General features: G+C 42.1%; 22 protein-coding genes and 1 other annotated feature. Of the genes, 17 read left to right on the top strand and 5 right to left on the bottom strand.

The features are described 5' to 3' along the window. Nucleotides 1-55: 55 nt before the first annotated feature. Nucleotides 56-1,147: a bifunctional 3-deoxy-7-phosphoheptulonate synthase/chorismate mutase gene (locus tag EP737_RS10125; RefSeq protein WP_129727850.1), complete on the top strand. Its 1,092-nt coding sequence runs from the start codon at nucleotides 56-58 to the stop codon at nucleotides 1,145-1,147. A gap of 508 nt (nucleotides 1,148-1,655) precedes the next feature. Further along, nucleotides 1,656-2,657 carry a catabolite control protein A gene (gene ccpA, locus EP737_RS10120; RefSeq protein ID WP_129727849.1) on the top strand — a complete coding sequence of 334 codons (1,002 nt, stop codon included), beginning with the start codon at nucleotides 1,656-1,658 and terminating at the stop codon, nucleotides 2,655-2,657. Between the two features lie 225 nt (nucleotides 2,658-2,882). Here ccpA and EP737_RS10115 read toward each other — a convergent pair whose 3' ends face one another. The 3 genes from EP737_RS10115 to EP737_RS10110 are packed head-to-tail and all read right to left on the bottom strand — an operon-like array spanning nucleotide 2,883 to nucleotide 4,844. Then, nucleotides 2,883-4,052: an acetoin utilization protein AcuC gene (locus EP737_RS10115; RefSeq protein WP_129727848.1), complete on the bottom strand. Its 1,170-nt coding sequence runs from the start codon at nucleotides 4,050-4,052 to the stop codon at nucleotides 2,883-2,885. Beyond that, entirely contained in the window at nucleotides 4,049-4,198 is a 150-nt protein-coding gene (locus tag EP737_RS25525; protein WP_165350743.1) for a hypothetical protein, read from the bottom strand. The genes EP737_RS10115 and EP737_RS25525 overlap by 4 nt, the downstream gene beginning before the upstream one ends. Before the next feature lie 13 nt (nucleotides 4,199-4,211). After that, nucleotides 4,212-4,844, bottom strand: coding sequence for a GNAT family N-acetyltransferase (locus EP737_RS10110; protein ID WP_129727847.1), 633 nt, complete (start codon nucleotides 4,842-4,844; stop codon nucleotides 4,212-4,214). A 234-nt stretch (nucleotides 4,845-5,078) separates the two neighbouring features. Here EP737_RS10110 and acsA point away from each other — a divergent pair, with 234 nt between their 5' ends. The 5 genes from acsA (at nucleotide 5,079) to EP737_RS10085 (ending at nucleotide 10,716) form a co-directional block, all read left to right on the top strand. Then, nucleotides 5,079-6,797 (top strand): acetate--CoA ligase, encoded by a 1,719-nt coding sequence (acsA, locus tag EP737_RS10105; RefSeq protein ID WP_129727846.1) that lies wholly within the window; start codon nucleotides 5,079-5,081, stop codon nucleotides 6,795-6,797. A gap of 252 nt (nucleotides 6,798-7,049) precedes the next feature. Continuing rightward, nucleotides 7,050-7,276, top strand: a binding site (T-box leader). A gap of 146 nt (nucleotides 7,277-7,422) precedes the next feature. Beyond that, complete coding sequence (gene tyrS / locus EP737_RS10100; RefSeq protein ID WP_129727845.1) at nucleotides 7,423-8,679, top strand: tyrosine--tRNA ligase; 1,257 nt, start codon at nucleotides 7,423-7,425, stop codon at nucleotides 8,677-8,679. Between the two features lie 65 nt (nucleotides 8,680-8,744). After that, nucleotides 8,745-9,467 carry a mechanosensitive ion channel family protein gene (locus EP737_RS10095; RefSeq protein ID WP_129727844.1) on the top strand — a complete coding sequence of 241 codons (723 nt, stop codon included), beginning with the start codon at nucleotides 8,745-8,747 and terminating at the stop codon, nucleotides 9,465-9,467. A gap of 195 nt (nucleotides 9,468-9,662) precedes the next feature. After that, nucleotides 9,663-10,055, top strand: coding sequence for a CidA/LrgA family protein (locus EP737_RS10090; RefSeq protein ID WP_129727843.1), 393 nt, complete (start codon nucleotides 9,663-9,665; stop codon nucleotides 10,053-10,055). Continuing rightward, nucleotides 10,030-10,716: an LrgB family protein gene (locus EP737_RS10085; RefSeq protein WP_129727842.1), complete on the top strand. Its 687-nt coding sequence runs from the start codon at nucleotides 10,030-10,032 to the stop codon at nucleotides 10,714-10,716. The genes EP737_RS10090 and EP737_RS10085 overlap by 26 nt, the downstream gene beginning before the upstream one ends. 101 nt (nucleotides 10,717-10,817) lie before the next feature. Here EP737_RS10085 and rpsD read toward each other — a convergent pair whose 3' ends face one another. Both rpsD and EP737_RS10075 read right to left on the bottom strand, forming a co-directional pair. Next, entirely contained in the window at nucleotides 10,818-11,420 is a 603-nt protein-coding gene (rpsD, locus tag EP737_RS10080) for a 30S ribosomal protein S4 (protein ID WP_129727886.1), read from the bottom strand. Between the two features lie 331 nt (nucleotides 11,421-11,751). Next, a complete protein-coding gene (locus EP737_RS10075) occupies nucleotides 11,752-12,231 on the bottom strand; it encodes a GAF domain-containing protein (RefSeq protein WP_129727841.1) in 480 nt (159 codons plus the stop codon). 157 nt (nucleotides 12,232-12,388) lie between these two features. Here EP737_RS10075 and refZ point away from each other — a divergent pair, with 157 nt between their 5' ends. The 10 genes from refZ to EP737_RS10025 all read left to right on the top strand — a co-directional run bounded on the left by refZ (nucleotide 12,389) and on the right by EP737_RS10025 (nucleotide 24,352). Next, on the top strand, nucleotides 12,389-13,018 hold the full coding sequence (gene refZ, locus EP737_RS10070; RefSeq protein WP_129727885.1) for a forespore capture DNA-binding protein RefZ: 630 nt from the start codon (nucleotides 12,389-12,391) through the stop codon (nucleotides 13,016-13,018). A 557-nt stretch (nucleotides 13,019-13,575) separates the two neighbouring features. Then, nucleotides 13,576-15,276: a septation ring formation regulator EzrA gene (gene ezrA / locus EP737_RS10065; protein ID WP_129727840.1), complete on the top strand. Its 1,701-nt coding sequence runs from the start codon at nucleotides 13,576-13,578 to the stop codon at nucleotides 15,274-15,276. Nucleotides 15,277-15,599: 323 nt separating this feature from the next. Next, nucleotides 15,600-16,739 carry a cysteine desulfurase family protein gene (locus EP737_RS10060; RefSeq protein WP_129727839.1) on the top strand — a complete coding sequence of 380 codons (1,140 nt, stop codon included), beginning with the start codon at nucleotides 15,600-15,602 and terminating at the stop codon, nucleotides 16,737-16,739. Between the two features lie 4 nt (nucleotides 16,740-16,743). Further along, nucleotides 16,744-17,961: a tRNA uracil 4-sulfurtransferase ThiI gene (thiI, locus tag EP737_RS10055; RefSeq protein WP_129727838.1), complete on the top strand. Its 1,218-nt coding sequence runs from the start codon at nucleotides 16,744-16,746 to the stop codon at nucleotides 17,959-17,961. Nucleotides 17,962-18,041: 80 nt separating this feature from the next. Further along, the gene (locus EP737_RS10050; protein WP_129727837.1) at nucleotides 18,042-18,242 is read left to right on the top strand and encodes an alpha/beta-type small acid-soluble spore protein; all 201 of its coding nucleotides are present in this window, start codon (nucleotides 18,042-18,044) and stop codon (nucleotides 18,240-18,242) included. A gap of 269 nt (nucleotides 18,243-18,511) precedes the next feature. After that, nucleotides 18,512-20,080 carry an acyl-CoA synthetase MbcS gene (gene mbcS / locus EP737_RS10045; RefSeq protein ID WP_129727836.1) on the top strand — a complete coding sequence of 523 codons (1,569 nt, stop codon included), beginning with the start codon at nucleotides 18,512-18,514 and terminating at the stop codon, nucleotides 20,078-20,080. 1,009 nt (nucleotides 20,081-21,089) lie between these two features. Then, complete coding sequence (locus tag EP737_RS10040; protein WP_129727835.1) at nucleotides 21,090-21,716, top strand: DUF2953 domain-containing protein; 627 nt, start codon at nucleotides 21,090-21,092, stop codon at nucleotides 21,714-21,716. Between the two features lie 64 nt (nucleotides 21,717-21,780). After that, a complete protein-coding gene (ytfJ, locus tag EP737_RS10035; RefSeq protein WP_129727834.1) occupies nucleotides 21,781-22,179 on the top strand; it encodes a GerW family sporulation protein in 399 nt (132 codons plus the stop codon). A 408-nt stretch (nucleotides 22,180-22,587) separates the two neighbouring features. Then, nucleotides 22,588-23,088, top strand: coding sequence for a thiol peroxidase (tpx, locus tag EP737_RS10030; protein ID WP_129727833.1), 501 nt, complete (start codon nucleotides 22,588-22,590; stop codon nucleotides 23,086-23,088). Between the two features lie 271 nt (nucleotides 23,089-23,359). After that, nucleotides 23,360-24,352 carry a class I SAM-dependent methyltransferase gene (locus EP737_RS10025; RefSeq protein WP_129727832.1) on the top strand — a complete coding sequence of 331 codons (993 nt, stop codon included), beginning with the start codon at nucleotides 23,360-23,362 and terminating at the stop codon, nucleotides 24,350-24,352. The last annotated feature ends 214 nt before the right edge of the window (nucleotides 24,353-24,566 follow it).

The raw sequence follows: 24,566 nt of genomic DNA, 5'->3' as shown, positions 1-24,566 counted from the left end.
GCTAGAACAGCTATTCATAATGTTTGGTATACCATTTCTGAAGGGGGTCTTTACCTTGTCATCAAAAGATTTGGAAACATTACGCTTGCAAGTGGATGAAATCAATTTAAAGATTTTACAGCTGTTAAATGATCGCGGCAAGGTTGTACAGGAAATTAATAAGCTAAGGGAAGTGCAAGGTGTAAAGCGGTTTGATCCTGTGCGTGAACGTAAAATGCTCGATATGATTTCAGAGAATAATAATGGACCATTTGAGACGTCTACACTGCAACATATTTTTAAGCAAGTTTTCCAAATGAGTCTTGAGCTGCAGGAAGATGACAATCGAAAGGCACTGCTTGTCTCTCGTAAGAAGAAACCGGAAGATACAATTGTTGAAATCAATGGTGAGAAGATCGGTGACGGTCAGGTTCATTTCATTATGGGACCATGCGCAGTGGAAAGCTATGAGCAGGTAAGGAGCGTTGGTCAGGCGCTGCAGAAGCAGGGATTAAAACTCATGCGAGGTGGTGCCTTCAAGCCTCGTACATCTCCGTATGATTTTCAAGGGCTAGGCGTGGAGGGCTTGAAGATCCTCCGCCAGGTCGGTGATGAATATGGTCTTGCTATCGTAAGCGAGATTTTAAATCCAAAGGACATTGAAATGGCATTGGATTATGTCGACGTGATTCAAATCGGCGCGCGCAATATGCAAAACTTTGATTTGTTGAGAGCTGCGGGTGATGTGAAGAAGCCGATCCTATTAAAACGAGGTCTTTCTGCTACGATTGAAGAGTTTATTTACGCAGCTGAGTACATTATCGCGCAGGGAAATGGTGAAATCATTCTTTGTGAGCGCGGCATTCGTACATATGAGCGTGCAACGCGAAATACGCTTGATATCTCCGCTGTACCAATTTTGAAACAGGAAACGCATTTACCTGTTGTAGTTGACGTTACACATTCGACGGGACGCAGGGACTTGCTGCTTCCAACAGCAAAGGCAGCAATCGCAATTGGTGCGGACGCTGTCATGGCAGAGGTGCATCCAGATCCAGCCGTGGCATTGTCCGATTCTGCTCAGCAAATGAATATTCCGCAATTCCATTCATTTATGGATGAACTAAAGGCATTTAAAAACATAAATGTGCAAACAAGGAAAGTATAAGTGACACCGTTTAGCAGCAACAGGCAGCTTATTTGATTGCGAAAGGCCAGGCACTAGCGTGGCTAGAACAATGCTTTCTTATCTTCTTAAAAAGGGCCGGGGAGTGGTTGGATATAATTCAGCTGTTCCTCGGCTTTTTTGTATCCCATTAGAGATATATTCCAGATAGGGGTGAATTCGAGGTAACAGAAATTTTCAAGAACAAAGTGTATGAGAATAAAATTTCAGCTGCTTGAAGTATTTACAGCTTCAGGAAGGTCAAAAATTTTCTTTTTGGTGAAATTGCACAAAAAAGAATGGATGTTTTTGTTGGTTTTTATACTTTTTACGCAAAATTTAAGAATTTTTTTTGTACATTTGAGGGAAAATATTGTCTGAATAAGTATTTATATCGTATGATTAAAGATGTATGTATAATATTTTTAGTATGTTTAAATACATCTCATTATGTAAACGGATAAAGAACAATTTTACATAGAGCAAGTTTATAAAAGGAGCGTATGACCTGATGAATGTTACAATATATGATGTGGCACGTGAAGCGAATGTATCCATGGCAACTGTTTCGCGTGTTGTAAATGGTAACCCTAATGTGAAACCTACAACAAGAAAAAAAGTACTTGAAGCGATTGATCGTCTTGGATACCGTCCAAATGCAGTAGCAAGAGGATTGGCGAGCAAGAGAACAACAACAGTCGGCGTAATTATTCCTGATATTTCTAATATTTTTTATGCTGAGCTGGCACGCGGTATTGAAGATATTGCAACGATGTATAAATACAATATTATTTTAAGTAACTCTGACCAAAACAAGGAAAAAGAGATGCACTTGTTAAATACGATGCTTGGAAAGCAAGTAGATGGCATTGTATTTATGGGTGAAAACATCACGAAGGAGCACGTAGAAGAGTTTGAAAAATCACCGGTACCTATCGTACTTGCGGCTTCTTTTGACGGAGAAAACATCACGCCATCCGTAAACATTGATTATGAGCAGGCAGCTTATGATGCAATTAAGCATCTTCTTGATAAAGGACATACTCGAATTGGCTTTGTTTCCGGTCCATATGCAGAAGCGGCCCTTAACCATAAAAAGCAGCTCGGGTACCAAAAGGCGCTTGCAGAGGCTGGTATTCCTTATGATGAAGCGCTTGTAGCCGAAGGAGATTACACATATGACTCCGGAATGGAGGCATATGAGAAATTAGCAGAGCTTGAAAGCAAGCCAACAGCTGTATTTGTATCTTCAGATGAAATGGCACTTGGTGTTATTCATGCAGCACAGGACCAAGGTGTTCATATTCCTAGTGAATTAGAAGTAATTGGCTTTGATAATACACGTCTTGCAACAATGGTGCGTCCGCAATTAACAACTGTCGTACAGCCAATGTATGATATTGGTGCGGTTGCGATGCGTTTGCTCACTAAGTATATGAACAAGGAATCGGTAGGAGATCATAATGTAATCCTGCCACACCGTATCCAGTTCCGTAACTCTACAAGGGAATAGGGAAGAAAGCTCGCTGTTAGGCGAAGATAGAAGCGTGGCTACACTTTCTTAAGTAAAAAAGCGGATGCAAGTAAAACTGCATCCGCTTTTTTCTTACACTTTAAGAAAGTATAAATTTCTAGCTAGAAGACGATTCGACGTAGTGAGAAATTTTAGGAATCCAGTATAAGGTGCAACTACGCACGCCTCTGTCTTCGCCCAAGGGCAGGGCTCGCTTTTCTTTAGCTACATAATCATATTTTTCAGGTTTGTTCGGAGCGGCTCGAGACATTTTGTTAAGGATAGATAGTTTTTTTCTTCAATCTCCTGTTTGCGTGGAATGGACTTGTACATATTCTCTGGATCCTCCCAATGCAAGGGAAGCTGTACAGGCGCTTGCTGTTTCCATGCATTCACCCACTCAAGAGGCAAGAGTCCTGATGCAACATTGCGCATATGATTCATTTCAAGCCATATAAGCGACCATGCACGAGGTACAACACGCCAAATATCGTATCCACCGCCTCCTACCGCAATCCACCGCCCATTGCAGTATTCGTGAGCAATTTCGTGAGCGATTTTTGGAATTTCCTGATAGACATTGATAGTAGCGCAAAGGTGGGTAAGAGGGTCGTAGTAATGGGCGTCTACACCGTTTTGCGTGAGAATAACATCTGGCTCGAAGTAGGCCGCAATTTCCCGAATTAGCGTACGATATGTGTAAAGAAAAGATTCATCCTCTGTGAATGCATCTAAAGGGACATTGAAGGAATATCCATAGCCGGCACCTTGCCCGCGCTCATTGACATCTCCAGTTCCCGGAAACAAGTATCGGCCTGTTTCATGGATAGATACAGTGCACACATTTGGGTCATCATAAAATGATGCTTGCACACCATCCCCATGATGGGCATCTGTATCAATGTACATGACACGCAGTCCGTATTTTTTCTGTATATATTTGATGGCGATAGCGCTGTCATTGTAAATACAGAAACCGGAGGCTTTATTATGAAAGCCATGATGCAGTCCTCCGCCTAAATTTAAGGCGTGCTCTGCTTTTCCCTCTAATACATAATCGACCGCTGTTAACGTTCCTCCTACTAACAGTGCACTCGCTTCATGCATGCCTGCAAACATGGGCACATCATCGGTGCCAAGTCCATATTGCAGAGCTGTTTGTTTATCGAGTTTCCCTTCGCCAGCCTTTTTTATTGCCTCTATATAGTTTTGATCATGGATAAGAGCGATTTCTTCCTCAGTCGCAATACGTGGCACAACGATTTGCTCTTCACGAATGAATCCCCCTTTTTGCAGTAAATCATAGGAAAGTTTTACACGTAACTGATTAAATGGATGCTCAAGGCTAAATCGATAGGTCTGAAACGCATCGGAGTAAACAAAGACATTCTTCATGATGATGTTCCCACCAAGTCGGACCATAGTACCTTACAGTCTTTTTTGTGTAAATACTCGCTGATTTTTAGGGGATGCATTGTTTCAGTTCTGCTTGTCGAGCGGAGCGTTGCAGATGTTGTATTCATAGTTTCTTCGACCATCATAGACTTTCCCCCTCTAGTACATAAAACGATTTTGAAAACGAATTCTGTCAAACATTTCAATAGATTGCTGGTTAACACGTTTTCCGATTCGTACCATTAAGCAATTAGCTGGATGTGAGCAAATTTCAGGATCATCCGTTGCCATCCAAATAAGCCCGCCAGCGTTCATCATTTTCTCCATTATCTTTCTATACTCCCACACATTTAAGCCTGTTCCTTTTAAATCCCAGTGCCAATAATATTCGGTTGTGATAATAACGTAGTCTTCCATGTAATCGTCCATCATGGAGACTTGGAGCATATTTTGACCGACATGACATCCGCGAAACTCCGGAATTACTTCGATGGCCCCCAATTCTACTAAATTGTCCATGTTTGACTCTGACCAGCGTTCAAGCGGGTCAGGATACAAATATGTGACATACCCTACAATCGTATGTTCATGCCGTGCGATAATAACACGTGCTTCCGGGAGGGTTGAAATTTCAATGATGGCTTGATGCTGCTGATGTGCGGGTCGAAAAGCCTTTAAATCCTCGTGAAATTCACAATTTTCTAAAGTAAGAGCAGGGACTGGTCCTTCTATGATGAGGTTACCTTTTGAGGCCTGTAGCGTTTGTGAATGATACACCTTGTTGTGAATCAATTAATCTCACCACCTTTTTGGAGAGGAAGCAAACAATCTAACTGTATCTTCTTTTCATAGTAGCGTAAAACAACTTTGAAGTGAACTATAAATATCGTCAGAATTATGTAAAATATTCTGCAGTAATTTAGGATATTGTAAAAAAATATAAAATTTTGTAAGAAAAATACTGAAAGTTCGGAATAGTTTATATTATAATAAGCATTAGATTCCATAACGAAGGGGGATTTAACAATGAAGGTGGAAGCGCTTCCTGTAATGAAAGGAGATAGCAATCTACTTAGTTATGAAGACACGTATAACAGCTTTGACTGGGTAGAAGCAGAGAAGGATTTTTCTTGGTACGAAACGGGACAAGTAAATATGGCGTATGAAGCAATTGATAAACATGCTGCATCCCACCGGAAAAATAAGATTGCCCTTTACTATCAAGATGCAAATCGTAAGGAAAAATACACATTTAAGGAAATGATGGAGCAATCCAACAAGGCTGGGAACGTGTTAAAAACTTACGGTGAGATCGAAAAAGGTGACCGTGTTTTTATCTTTATGCCCCGCTCTCCGGAATTGTATTTTACAGTGCTCGGCGCGATGAAGCTCGGTGCAATTGTTGGACCGTTATTTGAAGCCTTTATGGAGGTAGCCGTGCGCGATCGTTTAGAGGACAGTGAAGCAAAGGTACTTGTTACAACACCAGAGCTTCTTTCACGCGTTCCGCTCAATGATCTTCCTGCGTTAAAAACAGTATTTGTGATAGGTGACAACATAGAAGAAGGCGGTAAAATTATCGCGTTCAACCCACTATTCGAACAGGCCGCTAAAAAGCTCGACATCACATGGCTCAGCCGTGAGGATGGTTTAATTCTTCATTATACATCTGGATCTACTGGAAAGCCAAAGGGTGTTCTTCACGTACAAAATGCAATGATTCAACATCATCAAACAGCCAAATGGGTTCTTGATTTAAAAGAAGATGATGTATACTGGTGTACTGCTGACCCAGGCTGGGTAACCGGAACATCCTACGGTATTTTTGGCCCTTGGCTAACAGGAACATCCAATGTTATTTTAGGCGGGCGTTTCAGCCCTGACACATGGTATGAAACGCTGCAGGAATACGGTGTAACCGTATGGTACAGCGCACCGACCGCATTCCGGATGTTAATGGGTGCCGGCGAGGATGTGATTAAAAAATATGATTTATCCTCTCTTCGTCATATTTTAAGTGTAGGTGAGCCTTTAAATCCCGAGGTTGTACGCTGGGGCGTTAAGGTATTTAATCTTCGGATTCATGATACGTGGTGGATGACAGAAACGGGTGCGCAACTCATTTGTAACTATCCGTGTATGGAAATCCGTCCCGGCTCCATGGGTAAGCCGATACCAGGTGTACAAGCTGCTATTGTTGATAATGAGGGCAAAGAGGTTCCGCCGTATACAATGGGAAATCTCGCAATTAAGAGCGGCTGGCCGTCTATGATGCGGGCCGTCTGGAACAACCCGGCGAAATATGAATCCTACTTCATGCCAGGCGATTGGTATGTATCGGGTGATTCTGCTTATATGGATGAAGATGGCTATTTTTGGTTTCAAGGTCGTATTGACGATGTGATTATGACAGCGGGAGAACGTGTAGGCCCGTTTGAAGTCGAAAGCAAGCTTGTTGAGCATCCGGCTGTTGCTGAAGCTGGTGTGATCGGTATCCCTGACCCGGTCCGCGGCGAAATTATTAAGGCGTTTATCGCGCTTCGCGCAGGCTACAAGCCTTCCGAGGAGCTCATTGAGGACATTCGTTTGTTTGTAAAGAAAGGTCTGGCTGCCCACGCGGCTCCGCGTCAAATTGAATTCCGTGATAAGCTGCCGAAGACGCGCAGCGGTAAAATTATGCGCCGTGTCTTGAAGGCTTGGGAGTTAAACTTGCCAACAGGCGACCTCTCTACTTTAGAAGATTAATACTATTGTAAATAAACCAAGTCTGAGCATCCTGTTCGGCTTGGTTTTTCTTGCGCTTTAAGAAAGTATAAATTTCTAGCCGGGAGGCCATTTGACGCAGCAAGAAATTTTAGGAATACAATATAAGGGCAACTAAGCCTCTGTCTTTGCCCAAGAACAGGGCTCGCCAATCGGCAAGTTTTCTTTATACTGTAGAAAGCTGTATTTGACATGATACCGCTATCAATGGTATAAAGATAGTAAATCATGAATATTTGCGCGTTGAAAGGATTTAGTAGCAATCATTTCCCTGTCACAGAGAGCTGATGGTCGGTGTGAATCAGCACATAAATGATTACGAATTACACCCTGGAGCATTCTTCTTCGATTGAATTATTACGCAAGAGGGGAAGGACGGCACGAGCCGTTATCAAAATGGAGCGGTGACAATATGTCACAACTAGGGTGGTACCGCGATTATATATTCAATCGTCCCTTCTTTTTAAGAAGGGGCGATTTTTTTTATACTTTAAAGAATTATAAATTTCCGGCTAAGAGGCTATGTAGTAGGAGTTTTTAAGGAGAAAGTATAAGCACAACTAGGCGATCGCCAAGTTTTCTTTATTTGAATGGAGGAGAGAAGACAATGGATATTTTACAGGACTTAGAGTTTCGAGGATTGATTAACCAACAGACAGATGCGGAAGGACTGCGTGAGTTATTAAACAAAGAAGTAGTAAAGCTGTATTGCGGTTTTGACCCGACAGCAGATAGTCTGCATATTGGTCATATGCTGCCTATTCTTATTTTACGCCGCTTTCAGCAGGCTGGACATCAGCCAATTGCGCTTGTCGGCGGCGGCACGGGTTTAATTGGTGACCCGAGTGGAAAGAAGGCAGAGCGTCAGCTTAATGAAAAAGAAACAGTAGCAATGTTCAGTCAGCGTATTAAGGAGCAGCTATCCCGTTTCTTAGATTTTGAAAAAGAAGAGAATCCAGCAACTGTTGCCAATAACTATGATTGGATTGGAAAGCTTGATGTTATTACGTTCCTGCGTGATATCGGAAAAAACTTTGGATTAAACTATATGCTTGCGAAGGAGTCTGTCTCTGCTCGTTTAGAAACAGGTATTTCCTTTACAGAGTTTAGCTACATGATTTTACAATCTTATGACTTTTTAAATTTATATCAAACACATGGCTGCAGACTGCAAGTTGGCGGCAGTGATCAATGGGGCAATATTACAGCCGGCATGGAATTAATTCGTAAATCAGAGGAAGATGCGAAGGTATTTGGTTTAACAGTGCCGCTTGTAACAAAATCAGACGGTACAAAATTCGGTAAAACTGAAGGTGGAGCGATTTGGCTTGATCCGGAAAAAACGACGCCATATGAGTTCTATCAATTCTGGATTAATACGGATGACCGTGATGTTGTAAAATATTTAAAATACTTCACATTCCTGTCCCATGAAGAAATTAACGAATTAGAAAAGCAAATGCAAGAAGCGCCAGAGCAACGTGCGGCACAAAAAGCATTAGGAGCAGAAATGACGAAGCTTGTGCACGGGGAAGCAGCATTAGAGCAAGCGATCAAAATTTCAGCGGCACTCTTCAGCGGCTCTGTAGCAGAACTTACAGCAGAGGAAATTCAGCAGGGCTTTAAGGATGTTCCATCTTATGAGCATACAGGGGAAGAGATTTCTTTAGTTGATTTGCTTGTTGCAAGTAAAATTGTTTCCTCCAAGCGCCAGGCACGTGAAGACGTATCGAACGGCGCTGTATCAGTAAATGGAGTGCGTGAACAGGATGTAAACCGTATTATTACGGCTGCAGACCGAATCGAAGGACAGTTTACAATCATTCGCCGTGGTAAAAAGAAATATTTCTTGATTAAGTACTAACAATAATAAAGGCGTAAGATTTTCTTACGCCTTTTATTTTATTTATTAGAGGGGGAGAGAGTAGAGTGGTAAACATACAGCATTGGTTTCAGAAGTACGTATTCAATCCAGATAAGCTCGTAGCATTTGGCGGAGCGATTGTGGAGATTATCTTTATTTTTGTTGCAGCCCGCATTTTCTTATATTTTGCCAACATGACTGTAGAGAAAATGTTTAAGATTCGTTTAAAAGGACCATTGCGTCAAAGTGAGCGGCGGGAAGCGACGCTTGTTAAGCTTTGCCAAAATATCCTTACTTATGCTACGTATTTTATTGCGATTATTACTGCAATCAAAGCTCTTGGCGTTGATATCACTGCATTGTTGGCAGGTGTTAGTATTGCTGGGCTTGCGATTGGCTTTGGTGCACAAAACTTAGTGAAGGACATTGTAACGGGTTTCTTAATTATTTTCGAGGATCAATTTTCTGTTGGAGATCAGGTTAAAATTAATGACGTGGGTGGAACAGTGGAAGAGGTTGGGCTACGCACGACAAAGCTGAAGGCGTTGGACGGTGAGATTTATTTCTTTCCAAATAGCACAATTACAAAGGTTGCAAATTATACATTGGGTGGAAGGGAGCTAGAGAAGAATAGTGAAGCTTCAGCAACGCCGACAACTCCAACACCATCTCCCTCACAGTCTGCGGCAGTTCAGGCGCCTATTAAGCCTCTAGAATCATTAGAGAAGGGGGCAGAATCATCCCCAAAAGGGAGTGATGCGGTGGAAAAGCAAGGGGAACCGCAATGAAGGAAGGAGAATCTCTAGCTAAGCAAGGCAGGGGATCCTAATCTAGAACAAGCCGATGCAACTGCATCGGCTTGTTCTCAGATTATGAAGAAATATAAAGAAAGTCTTCCCTTACGAGTAGGAAGAGATTGAAACAATATAAAATAAGGTTTATTATTAACCTTATAAAATTTTACTAGACTAGGAGCTGCGAATATGAAAAATTTTGTCTTTCTCATTCTCCAACTTCTCGGCTTATGGCTCCTCAATGAAGCGGGTTATTGGATTGTAGAAACCCTTCAGCTTCCTCTTCCAGGGAATGTCATGGGAATGCTGCTTCTTTTTGCTTTGCTGGCAACTAAAACCATTCCGTTACGTTGGATTGAGCAGGCCTCCGGGCTATTGATTAAGCATCTTGCCTTTTTTTTCATCCCAATTGCGGTTGGCCTTATGAATTTCGGAGACCTTTTCTTGCAAAACGGTGTTGCCTTTATTACAGCTATAATAGGAAGCGCTGCCATTGGGATGCTTATTACAGGATTCACATCTCAAAAGCTGGCGTCAAAAAAGGGGGAGAGTGTTGGTGAACACCATCGTAACGCTATGTAGTATCACCCTTACTGTTGGAGCGTATCTTATTTCACGCCAAGCCGCAAGGAGATATCCATCTCCATTTACCACACCCGTTTTCTTCAGTACAACGATTATTATAACCATACTGCTTCTTAGTAATGTGACATATGCTGAATATGAGCCTGCTAAAGACATTATGACCTTTTTACTTGGTCCCGCGACAGTTGCTTTAGCGGTTCCTCTTTATAAAAACAAAAATATAATTTTGAAAAACCTGGCTCCTGCCGGGATAGGACTAGTTGTTGGATCTTTTGCCACAATACTATCGGCTGTGTTGATAGCCAAACTGTTCCATTTATCCAAAACAATCCTTGCCTCCATTAGTGTAAAATCTGTAACTGTTCCAGTTGCAATCGAAGCAGCAAAAATTATTGGCGGGGACCCTGCTTTAACGGCTGCATTTGTTGTTGGTACAGGAATTTCAGGCACAATGATTGGACCATGGCTCATGAACAAGACGGGAATTTCCCATCCATTATCAAGAGGTCTGTCTTTAGGGACGATTTCACATGGACAAGGTACAGCCGGTGCAGCGACTGAAGGAGAGTTGCAAGGAGCAATAGCGGGCGTTGCGATGGGGATTGCTGCCATTTTCACCTCTATTGTTGCACCGCTTCTTGTTCCATTTCTATACTAAATGTAGATAAGGGTATTTAATTTCCGTTGCTGATTTGTTGCTAAGGCTAAACATAAAGTCAAAATAAAAATACCGACACGCAGGTGTCGGTATTTTTATTATTAACGAGAGTAGAACTCTACGATTAATGCTTCGTTGATTTCAGCTGGTAATTCAGAACGCTCTGGTAAGCGAGTGAATGTAGCTTCTAACTTGTCAGCATCGAAAGTTAGGTATTCAGGAACGAAGTTGTTTACTTCTAGAGCTTCCTTAACAACAGTTAGGTTAAGAGATTTTTCACGTACGCCGATTGTTTGGCCAGTCTTTACGCGGAAAGACGGGATGTCTACGCGAGCGCCGTCAACAGTAATGTGACCATGGTTTACTAATTGGCGAGCTGCACGACGAGTGCGAGCAAGACCCATACGGTAAACTAGGTTGTCTAAACGGGATTCAAGAAGAATCATGAAGTTTTCACCGTGTTTACCGGACTGTTTGCCAGCGATATCAAATGTGCGGCGGAATTGACGCTCATTTACGCCGTACATATGGCGAAGTTTTTGTTTCTCTTGTAATTGTAAACCGTATTCAGACAATTTTTTACGTTGACCTGGGCCGTGTGGACCTGGTGCGTAAGGGCGTTTTTCTAATTCTTTACCTGTGCCGCTTAGAGAGATTCCAAGACGACGAGAAAGTTTCCAAGATGGACCTGTATAACGAGCCATAAATAGCTCCTCCTTCAATGTTTTTATTTTACGTAAAATAAAAACAGACGTGAGACTTCCGTTTATGCGCATTTTATTTTCATGTACCATCGCTCCAGCAGCAGGGAGTTACACGATACACCTCCTCGGAGGAATAAAATACAAACATAAATATATTCTCAAAGGCTGCCTTTTTATTTTACACAAACGCTATTATATCCTTTTCTGTAAATAGAGTCAAGGCAGTTTCCTTGCACTGTAAGAAAGTATAAATTTCCAGCTAGAAGCGAATTCGTCGTAGCAGGAGATTTTAGGAGAAATAAGCGTGTGTTTATAGGTGCTATAACTGTTGTTACAGACCCTTTACTAAAGACTGTGCGAATTTCTCTAAATATGTTTGATCCAACTCGTCAAAACGACTTTTACTAGGGCTGTCGATATCAAGTACACCAATTACTTCACCGTTTTTGATTAACGGCACGACGATTTCGGAATTCGAAGCTGCGTCGCACGCGATATGACCAGGAAATTGATGTACGTCCGCCACGAGCTGCGTTGTTTTCGTTGCCGCAGCTGTTCCACAGACCCCTCTGCCAAATGGAATACGTACGCAAGCAGGAAGGCCTTGGAAAGGTCCGAGCACAAGCTCATTACCCTCTGTTACATAAAAGCCCACCCAGTTAATATCTTGAAGAAATTGATGCAAGAGAGCGGAAGCGTTGGCCATGTTAGCTACTGCGTTCGTCTCTCCTGCAATTAATGCTTCTAATTGTCGAATCAATGTGTCGTAATTTTTTTCTCGTGATCCGCTGTATGTCTCTGTATGAAACATCAAAATGTCTCCCTTCGTCACGGAATGTGTAGAGTCTTGGCAAAAAGCGTGTATTTCGCTTTAACTTTGTCGATAGAAAGTTAAAGGAATTTGTCTTAAAAGTCAAGAAGTTAGAATGCAGAGAGTGTCGACGAAAGGGTGAATTGACGTGACACAGATGAATACGAAGAAGAAAATTATCGATGCGGCGATTATGTTGTTCAATACGAAAGGCTATGATGGCACTACGGTAAGAGAGATTGCCAAGGAAGCGAATGTGAACGTAGCAAATATCTCCTATTATTTTTCTGGAAAGCAGGGATTATTGGAGTATGTAGTCACCAATTTTTTGGAAGAGTATATTCGGATCCTGGAGAGTACGTTTACACAAGATGGTTTATCGCCAAAGGAGATGCTGCTTGTTATTGTCCGCCAAATTCTTCATTATCAGTCAAATCACCGTCAGCTCACCCGCTTTTTTTATCGTGAAATTTCTTTAGATAGCGTACTAATTCGAGAGATTATGACAACATATTTAGTAAGAGAAAAATATTATTTCCAAACGATCATTCATAAGGGGATTCAGCAGGGCGAATTTCAAAAGGTTTCATTTCCTGTATTTATGGTACAGCTAAAAGGGATGCTGCAAAGTCCATATTTACATGCGCAATATATTGCGGAGGTACTGTACGCGTTTCCGACGGAGCCCTATTTTGCAGATCGTTATGCAAAGGAGGTTGAAAGCTGGTTAGCTCATGCACTGTACAAACCATCAATAGTGCCAATGCCCGCAGCCGCTCAGTTTTAGTGAACTACCACGAATCTAAAGGTATCGTGGTTTTACGCCCACAAATATAAAAAGTGTAAATACCACCCGATTATTCTGCAGAAGGAAGGACCAACTTAAAATGTTGGAATCCTCCCTGTGCTTTTAATGAAAGGGGCCATGTAAAAGCGTCTTTGCTGCTCTTACATTGGCTCTTTTTTACACTTAATGTATAAATTTCTAGCTGGATGCCAATTCGACGTAGCGAGAAATTTTAGGAATAAAGTATAAGTGCAACTACGCCTCTGTCCTCGCCAATCAGCGAGTTTTCTTTACACTGTATGTAAGAAACGGATCAACAGGCTTGTACAGCGAAAGACGAATCCTGAAAAAAATATAAAAAATGAGGTCAAAAACAGTATATAACATGGTATCATTAGTACATTGACATTTTCCAAGTATTGATACATATAAACAAGAAATATTATTGATTTCGAAATAGGATAAACATTGCATCGCAGGGCCGTTTTAGTTATTTTGACAATAGTTATCAAGGAAGTCCTCATACAAGAGATAAGAGCAAAAGGGGAGGAAAATGGATGGGTTCTATCCTGACGATCATTATCACTGTAGTGAGCTTTATCCTTATACTGCTTACGATAGAGCTTGTGATAAGAAATCGTTTACATAAAGATTTGCAAGAGGGGAAGCAGTATAAGCAAGAACTGAAAGAAAAGCCGATAGCCGATGAACTGAAAAAGGTAAAAGATTTGAATATAACCGGTCAAACAGAGGCGTTTTTTGAGAAATGGCGCCATGACTGGGATGAGATTTTGACTGTAACGATTCCTGAGGCAGAACGAAAGCTGCAGAAGGCTGAGAGCCACACAGCCCAATTTTCCTTTAAAAAAGGGCGTGCTGTGCTCAATGAAGTTCTTGGCTTGCTGGAGGATGCAGATCAGCGGACGGATCAGATTTTACATGAGTTACATAATCTGCTTGAAAGCCAGCAGAAAAATAGCAACCAAATCGAACAGCTTCGCGAGGCCTACCGGGAGATGAAGAAAAATGTTCTCGCGTATCGCCACATGTTCAGCATAGCAGAATATAAACTAGAGGAGCTGTTAGATGAAGCTTTGCAGAAGTTTCAAACCTTTGAAGAAGAGACCGGCAAAGGGAACTATTTGGAGGCGCGTGACATTGTGCTGGGCTTGGAGGAAAGTATTTCGTATATGCAGTTTTTAATCACTGAAATTCCAGATTTACAAGTTGAATGTCAATCAGCGCTTCCTAGTCAATTGGATGATTTGCTAAATGGATATGAAGAGATGAGCAGACAAGGATATATGCTGGAGCATCTTGAAATTCCGCGGGAAGTACAAGAATTGAGAGAAGAGCTGCAAAAGTGTACTATAGATCTTCAAAATGTGGAAACTGTGAAAGTACAGGAGCGTATCGCCTTTTTAAAGGAGAAGCTGGATACATTATATGATCAATTAGAGGTCGAGGCTACGTCCAAGCATTATGTCGATAAGGAATCATATATTTTGCACGATATGCTGGAGGATGTGCGCGAAAAGGCAGCAGAGACGAAGGAAGAAACCCAATTCGTAAAGCAAAGCTACGAATTAAGGGATGAAGATGTAGAGATGCAAAAATATATTGAAAAGCAGATCAATGTGTTGCTCAAACGATATGATGCACTACATCTTCGGATTGCACAGCAGGATATTGCATTTTCCGTCATTCGTGAGGAAATTGAGGATATTCATGAGCAAGTTGAGGCGGTTAAACGCGCACATCAACACTATAAAGAAATGCTGCAAACGCTGCGAAAAGAAGAGTTTCAGGCGCGTGAAGCGTTACAGCATATGCGCGGCACGATGATGGAAACGAAACGTCTTTTACAGCGATCGAATCTGCCAGGTTTACCGGAGCATTTTTTAGGCGGTGTGCAGCAGGCCCAGCTTTCTGTGCAGAGGGTATACGAGCAGCTAGAGCACAAGCCTTTAAATATGAAAGCAGTAAATGGGGCTTTGGAAGAAGCGCTTTCGCTTGTGAATAGTACTTATGCAGATACAGCTGCACTCATTGAAAAGGCCTGCTTGGTAGAAAAGGTGATTCAATATGGGAACCGATATCGAAGCCAGGATATGCGTATTGCTGAGGAATTAGAACAGGCAGAGAAACGTTTTCGACAATTTGAATATGAAGCAGCACTTGAACAAGCAGCTGGGCTGTTAGAGCAATTGGAGCCGGGTGTGGTCCAAAAGATTGAGGAGTTCATCAAAACAGAGTAATATACAAAAAGGTATGTGAAACAGACCGTCACGGAAGTCCTTTATGTTATAGGATTTTGCATGACGGTCTATTTCGCGAGGTGGTTCAATGGAATCACCTCCTTTTGTTGTGGATAGATAGGAAAGGCTGATGCAAGTTGTCTAGCTCCTGCGGCTGCTTTTCGAGTCTCCCATGTATGCCCTCTTGATGGGCGACCAAAACTAAATGTAGGGCAGGACGGAATCATCTGTTCTTAGTAAGTGTATAGTTGGTTGTGTAACCGTATGGAAAACAGCAAGAGATGCCGCACACAGCCTGTAAAATGAATTAGGGGGAAGCTTTAATGATTTATCTAGATAATAGCGCTACGACAAAGCCGTATGATGATGTGCTGCAGTCTTATATAACGGTTGCACAAAACTACTTTGGCAATCCGTCCTCACTTCATGCGCTCGGGGGGGAAGCGGAGCGGCTGCTATCGCAATCTCGTTCTGTTATCGCGGGATTACTTGGTGTAAAGCATACAGAAATCGTCTTTACATCTGGTGGCACAGAGGGGAATAATTTGGCAATTAAAGGAACGGCAATTGCCCTTCGTTCCCGAGGTCGCCACATTATTACGACAGCTGTGGAACATGCATCTGTGTCCGAGGCGTTTAAGCAATTAGAGACGCTCGGCTTTGAAGTAACATATGTACCTGTTGATGAAAATGGAGCTGTTTCAGTACAGAGCATTGAGCAGGCATTGCGTCATGATACCGTTCTCGTATCTATTATACATGTTAATAATGAAACAGGAGCCGTACAGCCAATTGCAGAAATCGGCAGGCTGTTGCGTAAACACCCAAAGGTGCGCTTTCATACAGACCATGTGCAAGGTGTTGGAAAAGTCCCTCTTGCTTTTTATGACGCAAATATTGATCTTTGCACAATCTCTGGGCACAAATTCCATGGAGTGAAGGGAACAGGAATTTTATATGTGAGGGAGGGCGTGTTGCTTGATCCGATTTTATCAGGAGGACAGCAGGAGAGCCAGTACCGAGCTGGAACGGAGAATTTACCTGGCATTGTTGCGATGGCAAAGGCGTTGCGGATGACGCTTGAAAAGCAGGAAAACAAAATACGGCATTTGAATGAAATGAAGCAGGCATTGCTTTCTTTTTTTGGCAGTATGACAAATGTTATATTGAATACGCCTAACGCTTCTGCCCCCCATATTGTGAATGTTTCTTTTCCAGGTTTAAAGCCAGAGGTAATTGTGCATGCGCTTGAGGAACGAGACATATTTGTATCGACAAAGTCTGCTTGTTCATCAAAGGCAAAGGAAGTGAGTCATGTTTTGCTCGAGATGGGAAGAGGGCGTGAGGCGGCAGAAAGTGCGATTCGGATTAGTTTATCTGTAGAAAATACTATGTCTGAAATTCAGCAGTTTCAACAGATTGTCCAAGAAGTAATTCCAAAATTATATGAAGTGACGAGGTAAAGAAATGAAGTATGATTATTTATTGATTCGTTATGGCGGAGAACTGACGACAAAAGGGAAAAATCGTTCGAAATTTATTAGTATTCTAAAGGAAAATATTAAATACAGACTTAAGAAGTTTACAAGCTTGCAATATGAGGCAACGCGGGACCGCATGTATATTCAATTGAACGGGGAAGACCATGAGGCAGTTGCAGAGCGACTGAAGGAAGTGTTTGGCATTCACTCCTTTAGCCTATCCTTAAAAGTGGACACTGAGCTTGAGGCAATGAAGCAGGGCGCTCTTGCTGCATTTTTAGAAACCCAGAAGAAGAAGGACGTGCGTACTTTTAAAGTGTCTGTACATCGTGCGTATAAGCACTTTCCGCTGCAAACAAATGAATTGAACCGTGAAATTGGTGGATACGTTTTACAAAATACGGACAATATTACAGTGGATGTTCATACTCCTGATGTAAATGTGCGCGTAGAAGTTCGCTCTGATTTTACGTACATTATGTGCGATGAGCAATCGGGAGCTGGCGGTTTGCCAGTCGGTGCTGGCGGTAAGGTTATGCTGCTTTTGTCAGGTGGCATTGATAGCCCGGTAGCAGGATATTTGGCGATGAAGCGCGGTGTAACGCTTGAAGCTATTCACTTCCATAGTCCGCCGTTTACGAGCGAACGGGCAAAGCAAAAGGTTATTGATTTGACGCAAGAGCTTACGAAGTATTGCAGAAGAATTAGCTTGCACGTCGTTCCTTTTACGGAATTGCAAAAGGCTATTCATAAGCAAATTCCTGATAGCTATACGATGACCGTTATGAGACGGATGATGCTGCGTATTGCAGAGCGTATTGCACAGCAGCGCGGTGCATTGGCACTTGTGACAGGAGAGAGTCTTGGGCAGGTGGCAAGCCAAACGCTCGACAGCATGCATACGATTAATGAGGTTACGAATTATCCTATTCTTCGTCCACTTATTACAATGGATAAACTGGAAATTATGAAGGTTGCAAATCATATCGACACCTATAATATTTCAATTCTTCCTTATGAGGATTGCTGCACAATCTTTACACCGCCGAATCCTTCCACGAAGCCAAAGCGCGAGAAGGCGAGCCGATTTGAAGGGTTCGGGGATTTTGAACCATTGCTACAGGAAGCAATCGAACAAACAGAAACGATACTTATACAGGCAGCAGAGGATAAAGTGGTCGAGGAATTTAAAGAACTCTTTTAAAACCATAAATTACCAATATATTTTTTGAATGAAGTTATGTGTTTTTTCACACTCTATACTCACAAGGAGGTGAAACACACATGGCAAACAACAACAGCAATCAATTGCTAGTTGCAGGCGTTCAATCTGCATTAGACCAAATGAAATACGAAATCGCACAAGAGTTTGGTGTACAGCTTGGTGCTGACTCTACATCTCGTGCGAACGGTTCTGTCGGTGGCGAGATTACAAAGCGTTTAGTCGCAATGGCTGAGCAACAATTAGGTGGTTTTGGTCGATAATCATATATAACTTGGCTTTGAGAGCGGGACTTCTCCCCCGCTCTCTTTTAATTGTTGGGGGAAATGCTGACATAACGAGAGCACAGAAATAGAGGTTCTTTGTAATATAATTTATAATCATAGAGACAAGTGCTGCTGGAAAACCTCTACTATTGTTACCAGTTCGTCAGGAAATAAACAAATTTCTCGGATGAAAGAGTGTTTAAAAATAATGTAAATTCTTTATGATAAATAAGGGAAGTATCACCGAGATAGAGGAGGAACAAAAAATGGATCATGAAGAGTTAATTGCACCGGAATCTTATAATCTTGTGCAGGAGATGGAGCGTTATGCTGCAGACAAAGAAAAGCTTGCGCTCATCTGGCAAAATGAAAGTGGCGATAGACGAGAAATTACATATGATCAGCTGATAAGAGGCGCAAATAGGATTGGGAATGCCTTCTTGCGTGAAGGTTTGCAACAGGGAGATAAGGTGCTGATTATGGTACCGAGAATTCTTGAAGCGTACATGACATACCTTGGTGCTATTAAAGCGGGCTTAGTTGTCATTCCCAGTTCGGAAATGCTTCGTAAAAAAGATATTGAATATCGAATTAGCCATGGGGATGTAAAAGCAATTGTTAGCTGTGCTCCTTACGTTGGCCAGTTTGATGGAATTGCTGCAATTCATTCACTTGTAAGATTTATAATTAGTGAAGTAGCTATCGATGGATGGGTCAATCTCACAGAGCGATTGCACACGGAAAGTGATGTGCTTGAGACAGCGCCGACAAAACGCGATGATATGGCGTTTTTATCCTATACATCCGGTACGACCGGAAATCCAAAGGGTGTTGTGCATACACATGGCTGGGCCTATGCTCATTTGCGTACAAGTGCCCCGAATTGGCTCGGTATTAGAGAAGGAGACCTTGTATGGGCAACAGCAGGTCCAGGTTGGCAAAAGTGGATTTGGAGCCCATTTTTAGCGACGCTCGGTTCTGGTGCAACAGGTTTTGTGTACCACGGAAAGTTTGAGCCGCGTACATACTTACAGCTGTTAAGTGATTATGGTGTTCAGGTGCTCTGCTGTACGCCGACAGAATATCGTTTGATGGCAAAGGTGGAGAATTTAGAGCAATACAATTTATCCGCGCTTCATAGCGCTGTGTCGGCTGGGGAGCCGCTAAATCGCGAGGTAATCGATACGTTCCTTCGTTATTTTAATATTACGGTGCGCGATGGCTATGGTCAGACAGAAAATACTTTGCTTGTTGGTGTAATGAAGGGGATGGATATTAAGCCAGGCTCTATGGGAAAGCCAACTCCCGGAAATGCAGTGCAAATTATCGATGAAAGCGGCAATCCTCTTGAAGTGGGTGAAGTGGGAGATATTGCGGTGCATAGAAGTACACCAGCCCTCTTTCAAAAATACTATAAGGATCCTGAACGTACGGAAAAGCAATTTAGAGGCGACTACTATGTAACAGGTGACAGAGCAAGGCAGGACGAAGACGGTTATTTCTGGTTCGAGGGAAGAAATGATGATATTATTATCAGTTCCGGTTATACGATCGGACCGTTTGAAGTAGAAGATGCGCTTGTAAAGCACCCATATGTAAAAGAATGTGCAGTAGTAGCAAGTCCTGATGAAATACGGGGGAATGTTGTAAAAGCGTTTATTGTATTACAGGAAGGGATAGAGGCAGATGCTGCTCTTATTCCTCTTTTGCAGCAGCATACAAAAACATTCACGGCACCGTATAAATATCCACGTAAAATAGAGTTCGTCAGTGAGCTTCCAAAAACAGCATCTGGGAAAATCCGACGTGTAGAATTACGTCAGCGCGAACAGTAGCTATTGTATAACTAAAAGTGCGTGAGAAGACAGAGAGCTTCTGTTTCACTTTAAGAAAGTATAAATTTCTAGCAGGAAGCCAATTCGACGTAGCGAGAAATTTTAGGAATAAAGTATAAGTAGGGCTACGCCTCTGTCTTCGCCCAAGGGCAGGGCTCGCCAATCGGCGAGTTTTCTTTACACTTTAAGAGAGTATAAATTTCTAGCAGGAAGCCAATTCGACGTAGCGAGAAATTTTAGGAATAAAGTACAAGTAGGGCTACGCCTCTGTCTTCGCCCAAGGGCAGGGCTCGCCAATCGGCGAGTTTTCTTTACACTTTAAGAGAGTATAAATTTCTAGCAGGAAGCCAATTCGACGTAGCGAGAAATTTTAGGAATAAAGTACAAGTAGGGCTACGCCTCTGTCTTCGCCCAAGGGCAGGGCTCGCCAATCGGCGAGTTTTCTTTACACTTTAAGAGAGTATAAATTTCTAGCAGGAAGCCAATTCGACGTAGCGAGAAATTTTAGGAATAAAGTACAAGTAGGGCTACGCCTCTGTCTTCGCCCAAGGGCAGGGCTCGCCAATCGGCGAGTTTTCTTTACACTTTAAGAGAGTATAAATTTCTAGCAGGAAGCCAATTCGACGTAGCGAGAAATTTTAGGAATAAAGTACAAGTAGGGCTACGCCTCTGTCTTCGCCCAAGGGCAGGGCTCGCCAATCGGCGAGTTTTCTTTACACTTTAAGAGAGTATAAATTTCTAGCAGGAAGCCAATTCGACGTAGCGAGAAATTTTAGGAATAAAGTATAAGTGCAACTACGCCTCTGTCTTCGCCCAAGGGCAGGGCTCGCCAATCGGCGAGTTTTCTTTATCTCACGTATTTTCGGATGTGACCGAAATACCTATCGGGAACCGCTGTATATAAACGCTAAAAACCGGACATAGAGGCTTGTCCGGTTTTCTGCTTTTTGAAGGTTTATTTCCTTTTTTTTCCGTCCATACTGGTTACGGAATGAAAGGATGAACGCGTATGACTTGGTACACTATAGTCCCTGCGATTTTGATTTTATTATGTTTAGTCATTTTCATAACGAAAATTTCCATAAAGGCAATTATTTTGTATACACCACTAGAAAGGCAAGTAGTCCTTCGTGTACGTGTATGGTTTATTCCCTTTACGATTGATGTGCTGAAACTGTTGCAAAAACGGAAGGAGAAGCAGAATAAGGAGCCGAAGCAGGAGGAGGCCTCGGAGGATTCTGTATCAGAATGGCTTGAAAGAATGCCGAATTTGATAAAAAGCGCCGGAGATATCCATACTATACTTAAGGGTTTTCTTCAGAAAATCAAGGTAAAGAAGTTTTCATGGAGCTCTCATATTGGCACAGGCGATGCGGCAGCCACTGGGATACTGGCTGGACAGGTTTGGTCTGTAAAAGGAATAGCAATTGGACTGATCAGTCATTATATGCGTGTCGTAGGGCAGCCTCAGCTAGAGGTGCATCCTGTGTTTCAAGGAACAGCGGCAGCCACTCGTCTTGAGTGCGCTGTTTCATTTCGAAGCGGTCCAGTTATTTTTACGGCAATTAAGCTGCTTCGGTATATCAAGAAACATCGTTCTGTCTTGATTGGTCAAACAGAGCAGCTGCATCAATAGGAACTGTCGGTGTGATAAAACGATAGGAATAAATGGTAAATAAAAGCTGGAGGAGGTCCAGATTATGGCAGAGCACCCGATTCAAAGCTTAATGACAACAGCTATGGAAAATCTAAAGGCGCTCGTTGATGTAAATACAATTATTGGAGAACCTATTCAATCTCCAGACGGCAGCGTGATTTTAACTGTTTCTAAAGTAGGCTTTGGCTTCGCAGCTGGCGGAAGTGAATTCGGTAAAGATAGTGGAGGAAAGCGGCCGTTTGGGGGCGGAAGCGGTGGAGGTGTGTCAATTACCCCTATCGCGTTTCTTGTTGTGAACGGGAAAGGGATCAAAGTGCTTCATCTTGATGAAAATACACATTTACTTGATAAAGTGATTGACATGGCTCCACAGGCAGTTGAGAAAATACAGGATATGCTCAAGAAAAGCAAACAAGAGGCGGATCAAACGCATTCTTATTAGTACAAAGGGCTGATGTCGCTCGACATCAGCTCTCTTTGCGGATTCATGAAAAAGAAACGGAATGGTAGAGGAGGACTTTCTCATTTTCCGACAGAAGGCCCCTGCTTCAAGCACATGCTGCAGCGTGGATAGGGTAAAAAAGAGAGGCAGCTATCACTGCTTACAAAAAAGTGTGAGCTCTCTCTATTTGCCCTATGAGAGGCCCGTTGCCTGGCTCTGTGTTTCGCTTCCTAGGAAGAAAGTACAAAATCCCCACCTTTGACTAACGGAATTCCTCCTTGTGGGAAAGAAGGTAGGGTGTAATTCAATATTTTTCGACAAATGAAAGCCTTTTTGTTGCATTCCATTTCTGTTCCCTCTATCATGGACACTGTACATACTTTTTGGTAAAAAAAAGGAGGATTTACAATGGCAAACGTTACATTTAAAGGAAATCCTGTTACATTGCTTGGCAACGAAGTGAAGGTAGGAGAACAAGCGCCAAATTTTACGGTGTTAGCTAACGATTTATCTCCTGTAACATTAGATACTTACAAAGGTGCAGTGAAGTTGATTAGCGTAGTGCCTTCAGTAGATACAGGCGTATGTGCTGCGCAAACACGTAAATTCAATGAAGAAGCTGCAGGTCTTGATAATGTGAAAGTATTAACAGTTAGCGTTGATCTTCCATTTGCCCAAAAGCGTTACTGTGCGACAGAAGGTCTTGAGAATGCTGTTACGCTTTCGGATCACCGTGATCTTTCCTTCGGTAAAGCATATGGTGTTGCAATTGAGGAGCTTCGTTTATTAACTCGCGCTGTGTTCGTAATCAACAGTGAAGACCAAGTAACATACGTAGAATATGTAAGTGAAGCAACTAATCATCCAAACTACGAAGCAGCGCTTGAAGCTGCAAAAGCTGCGAAGTAAGCAGTGGTATAAGCTACGAGACCTCCCGCAAAGGGGGGTCTTTTTTGTACTGTAAGAAAGTCTAAATTTCTATCCAGGAGGCCATTCGACGTAGTAAGAAATTTTAGGAATAAAGTATAAGGGTAACTTACGCCGCTGTCTTCATTCAAGGGAGTGCTAATCAGCAGGAAAGATATCGTGTCTGCTTTTCTTGCAGTACGCCAATACTGAATAATATGAAACAGTGTGGTACACTATGTTTGTTTTGTGATTTTTGAGAGGAGTGTAGAAAATGAGTTCTAAAATAGAGGTGTTATTTTCCATTCTAGATACATCCACGAACATTTTACGAAATGAGCTGGATTTTACATATTTAGAAGCACTTGCAGAATCAGGCGATAATATATTCGAGGGAGCTGTTTTGCAGGAAGAATTGCGGCAGTCTGCTAAAGAACGCCTGCAACGGGAATATGGAAAATTCCATGAGGGAACATATACAAGTGAAGATATTCGTAAAGCAGTTCAGCTATGCCTGCTGAAGGGAATGAAGGAAGGGATACAGGCTACGCATGAAATGACACCTGATGCAGTTGGCATGTTTGTGAGCTATTTATTTAATAAATTTACAATGGGCCGAACAGATTTAACTGTTCTTGATCCGGCTGTTGGTACGGGGAACCTACTAACAACCTTGTTTAACCATCGAGAAAAGGGCGTACAGATAAGCGGATTCGGTGTAGAGGTTGATGATGTGCTGCTTCGCCTTGCCTTTATGAATGCAAATTTGCAAAAGCATAAAGTTGAACTGTTTCATCAAGACGGTCTAGCACCGCTCTATATTGACCCGGTTGATGCCGTGGTATGCGACTTGCCGGTTGGCTATTATCCAAATGAGGAGCGAGCGAAGGAGTATGCGCTACATGCAGAAAACGGCTTGTCATACGCACATCATCTTTTTATAGAGCAAAGCATCAAGCATACAAAGGAAGGTGGCTATTTGTTCTTCTTGATTCCGAACTTCTTGTTTACGAGTGATCAGGCACCAAAGCTGCAAGAGTTTATCAGGAAACAGTGTCATATTCAAGGAGTACTACAGTTAGCAGTTTCCATGTTTAAAAATGAAAAAAATGCAAAAAGTATATTTGTTCTCCAAAAGAAGGGGCTGGGGATACAACCGCCGAAGCAGGCGCTGATCGTAGAACTCCCAGCATTCTCAAATCTTAAGGCTACAGAAAACATAATGTTGCAGCTCAACCAATGGTTTTCAATGAATAAAGGTATATAACAGATAGAAACAATTTTATAATACAGTTAGAAAAGATTGTAATTTTTTACACTATTTAAGTCAGGAATTTCGTTTTTTTATAAATCTGTAATATAAAAAAAAATGAAGTGTTTCATTTTTTTCTCTTGAAATATAACGAGTACGGTGTTTAAATTAGTAGTGTGATAAAAAATGACAAAACTTGCGAAAATTCTACATCGTTAACAAGATATAA

The organism is Ectobacillus funiculus, assembly GCF_004138295.1.
Classification (GTDB): Bacteria; Bacillota; Bacilli; order Bacillales; family Bacillaceae_G; genus Ectobacillus; species Ectobacillus funiculus.
Note: the sequence above shows the minus strand (reverse complement) of the source record. Positions and strands in the feature narration are given on the sequence as shown.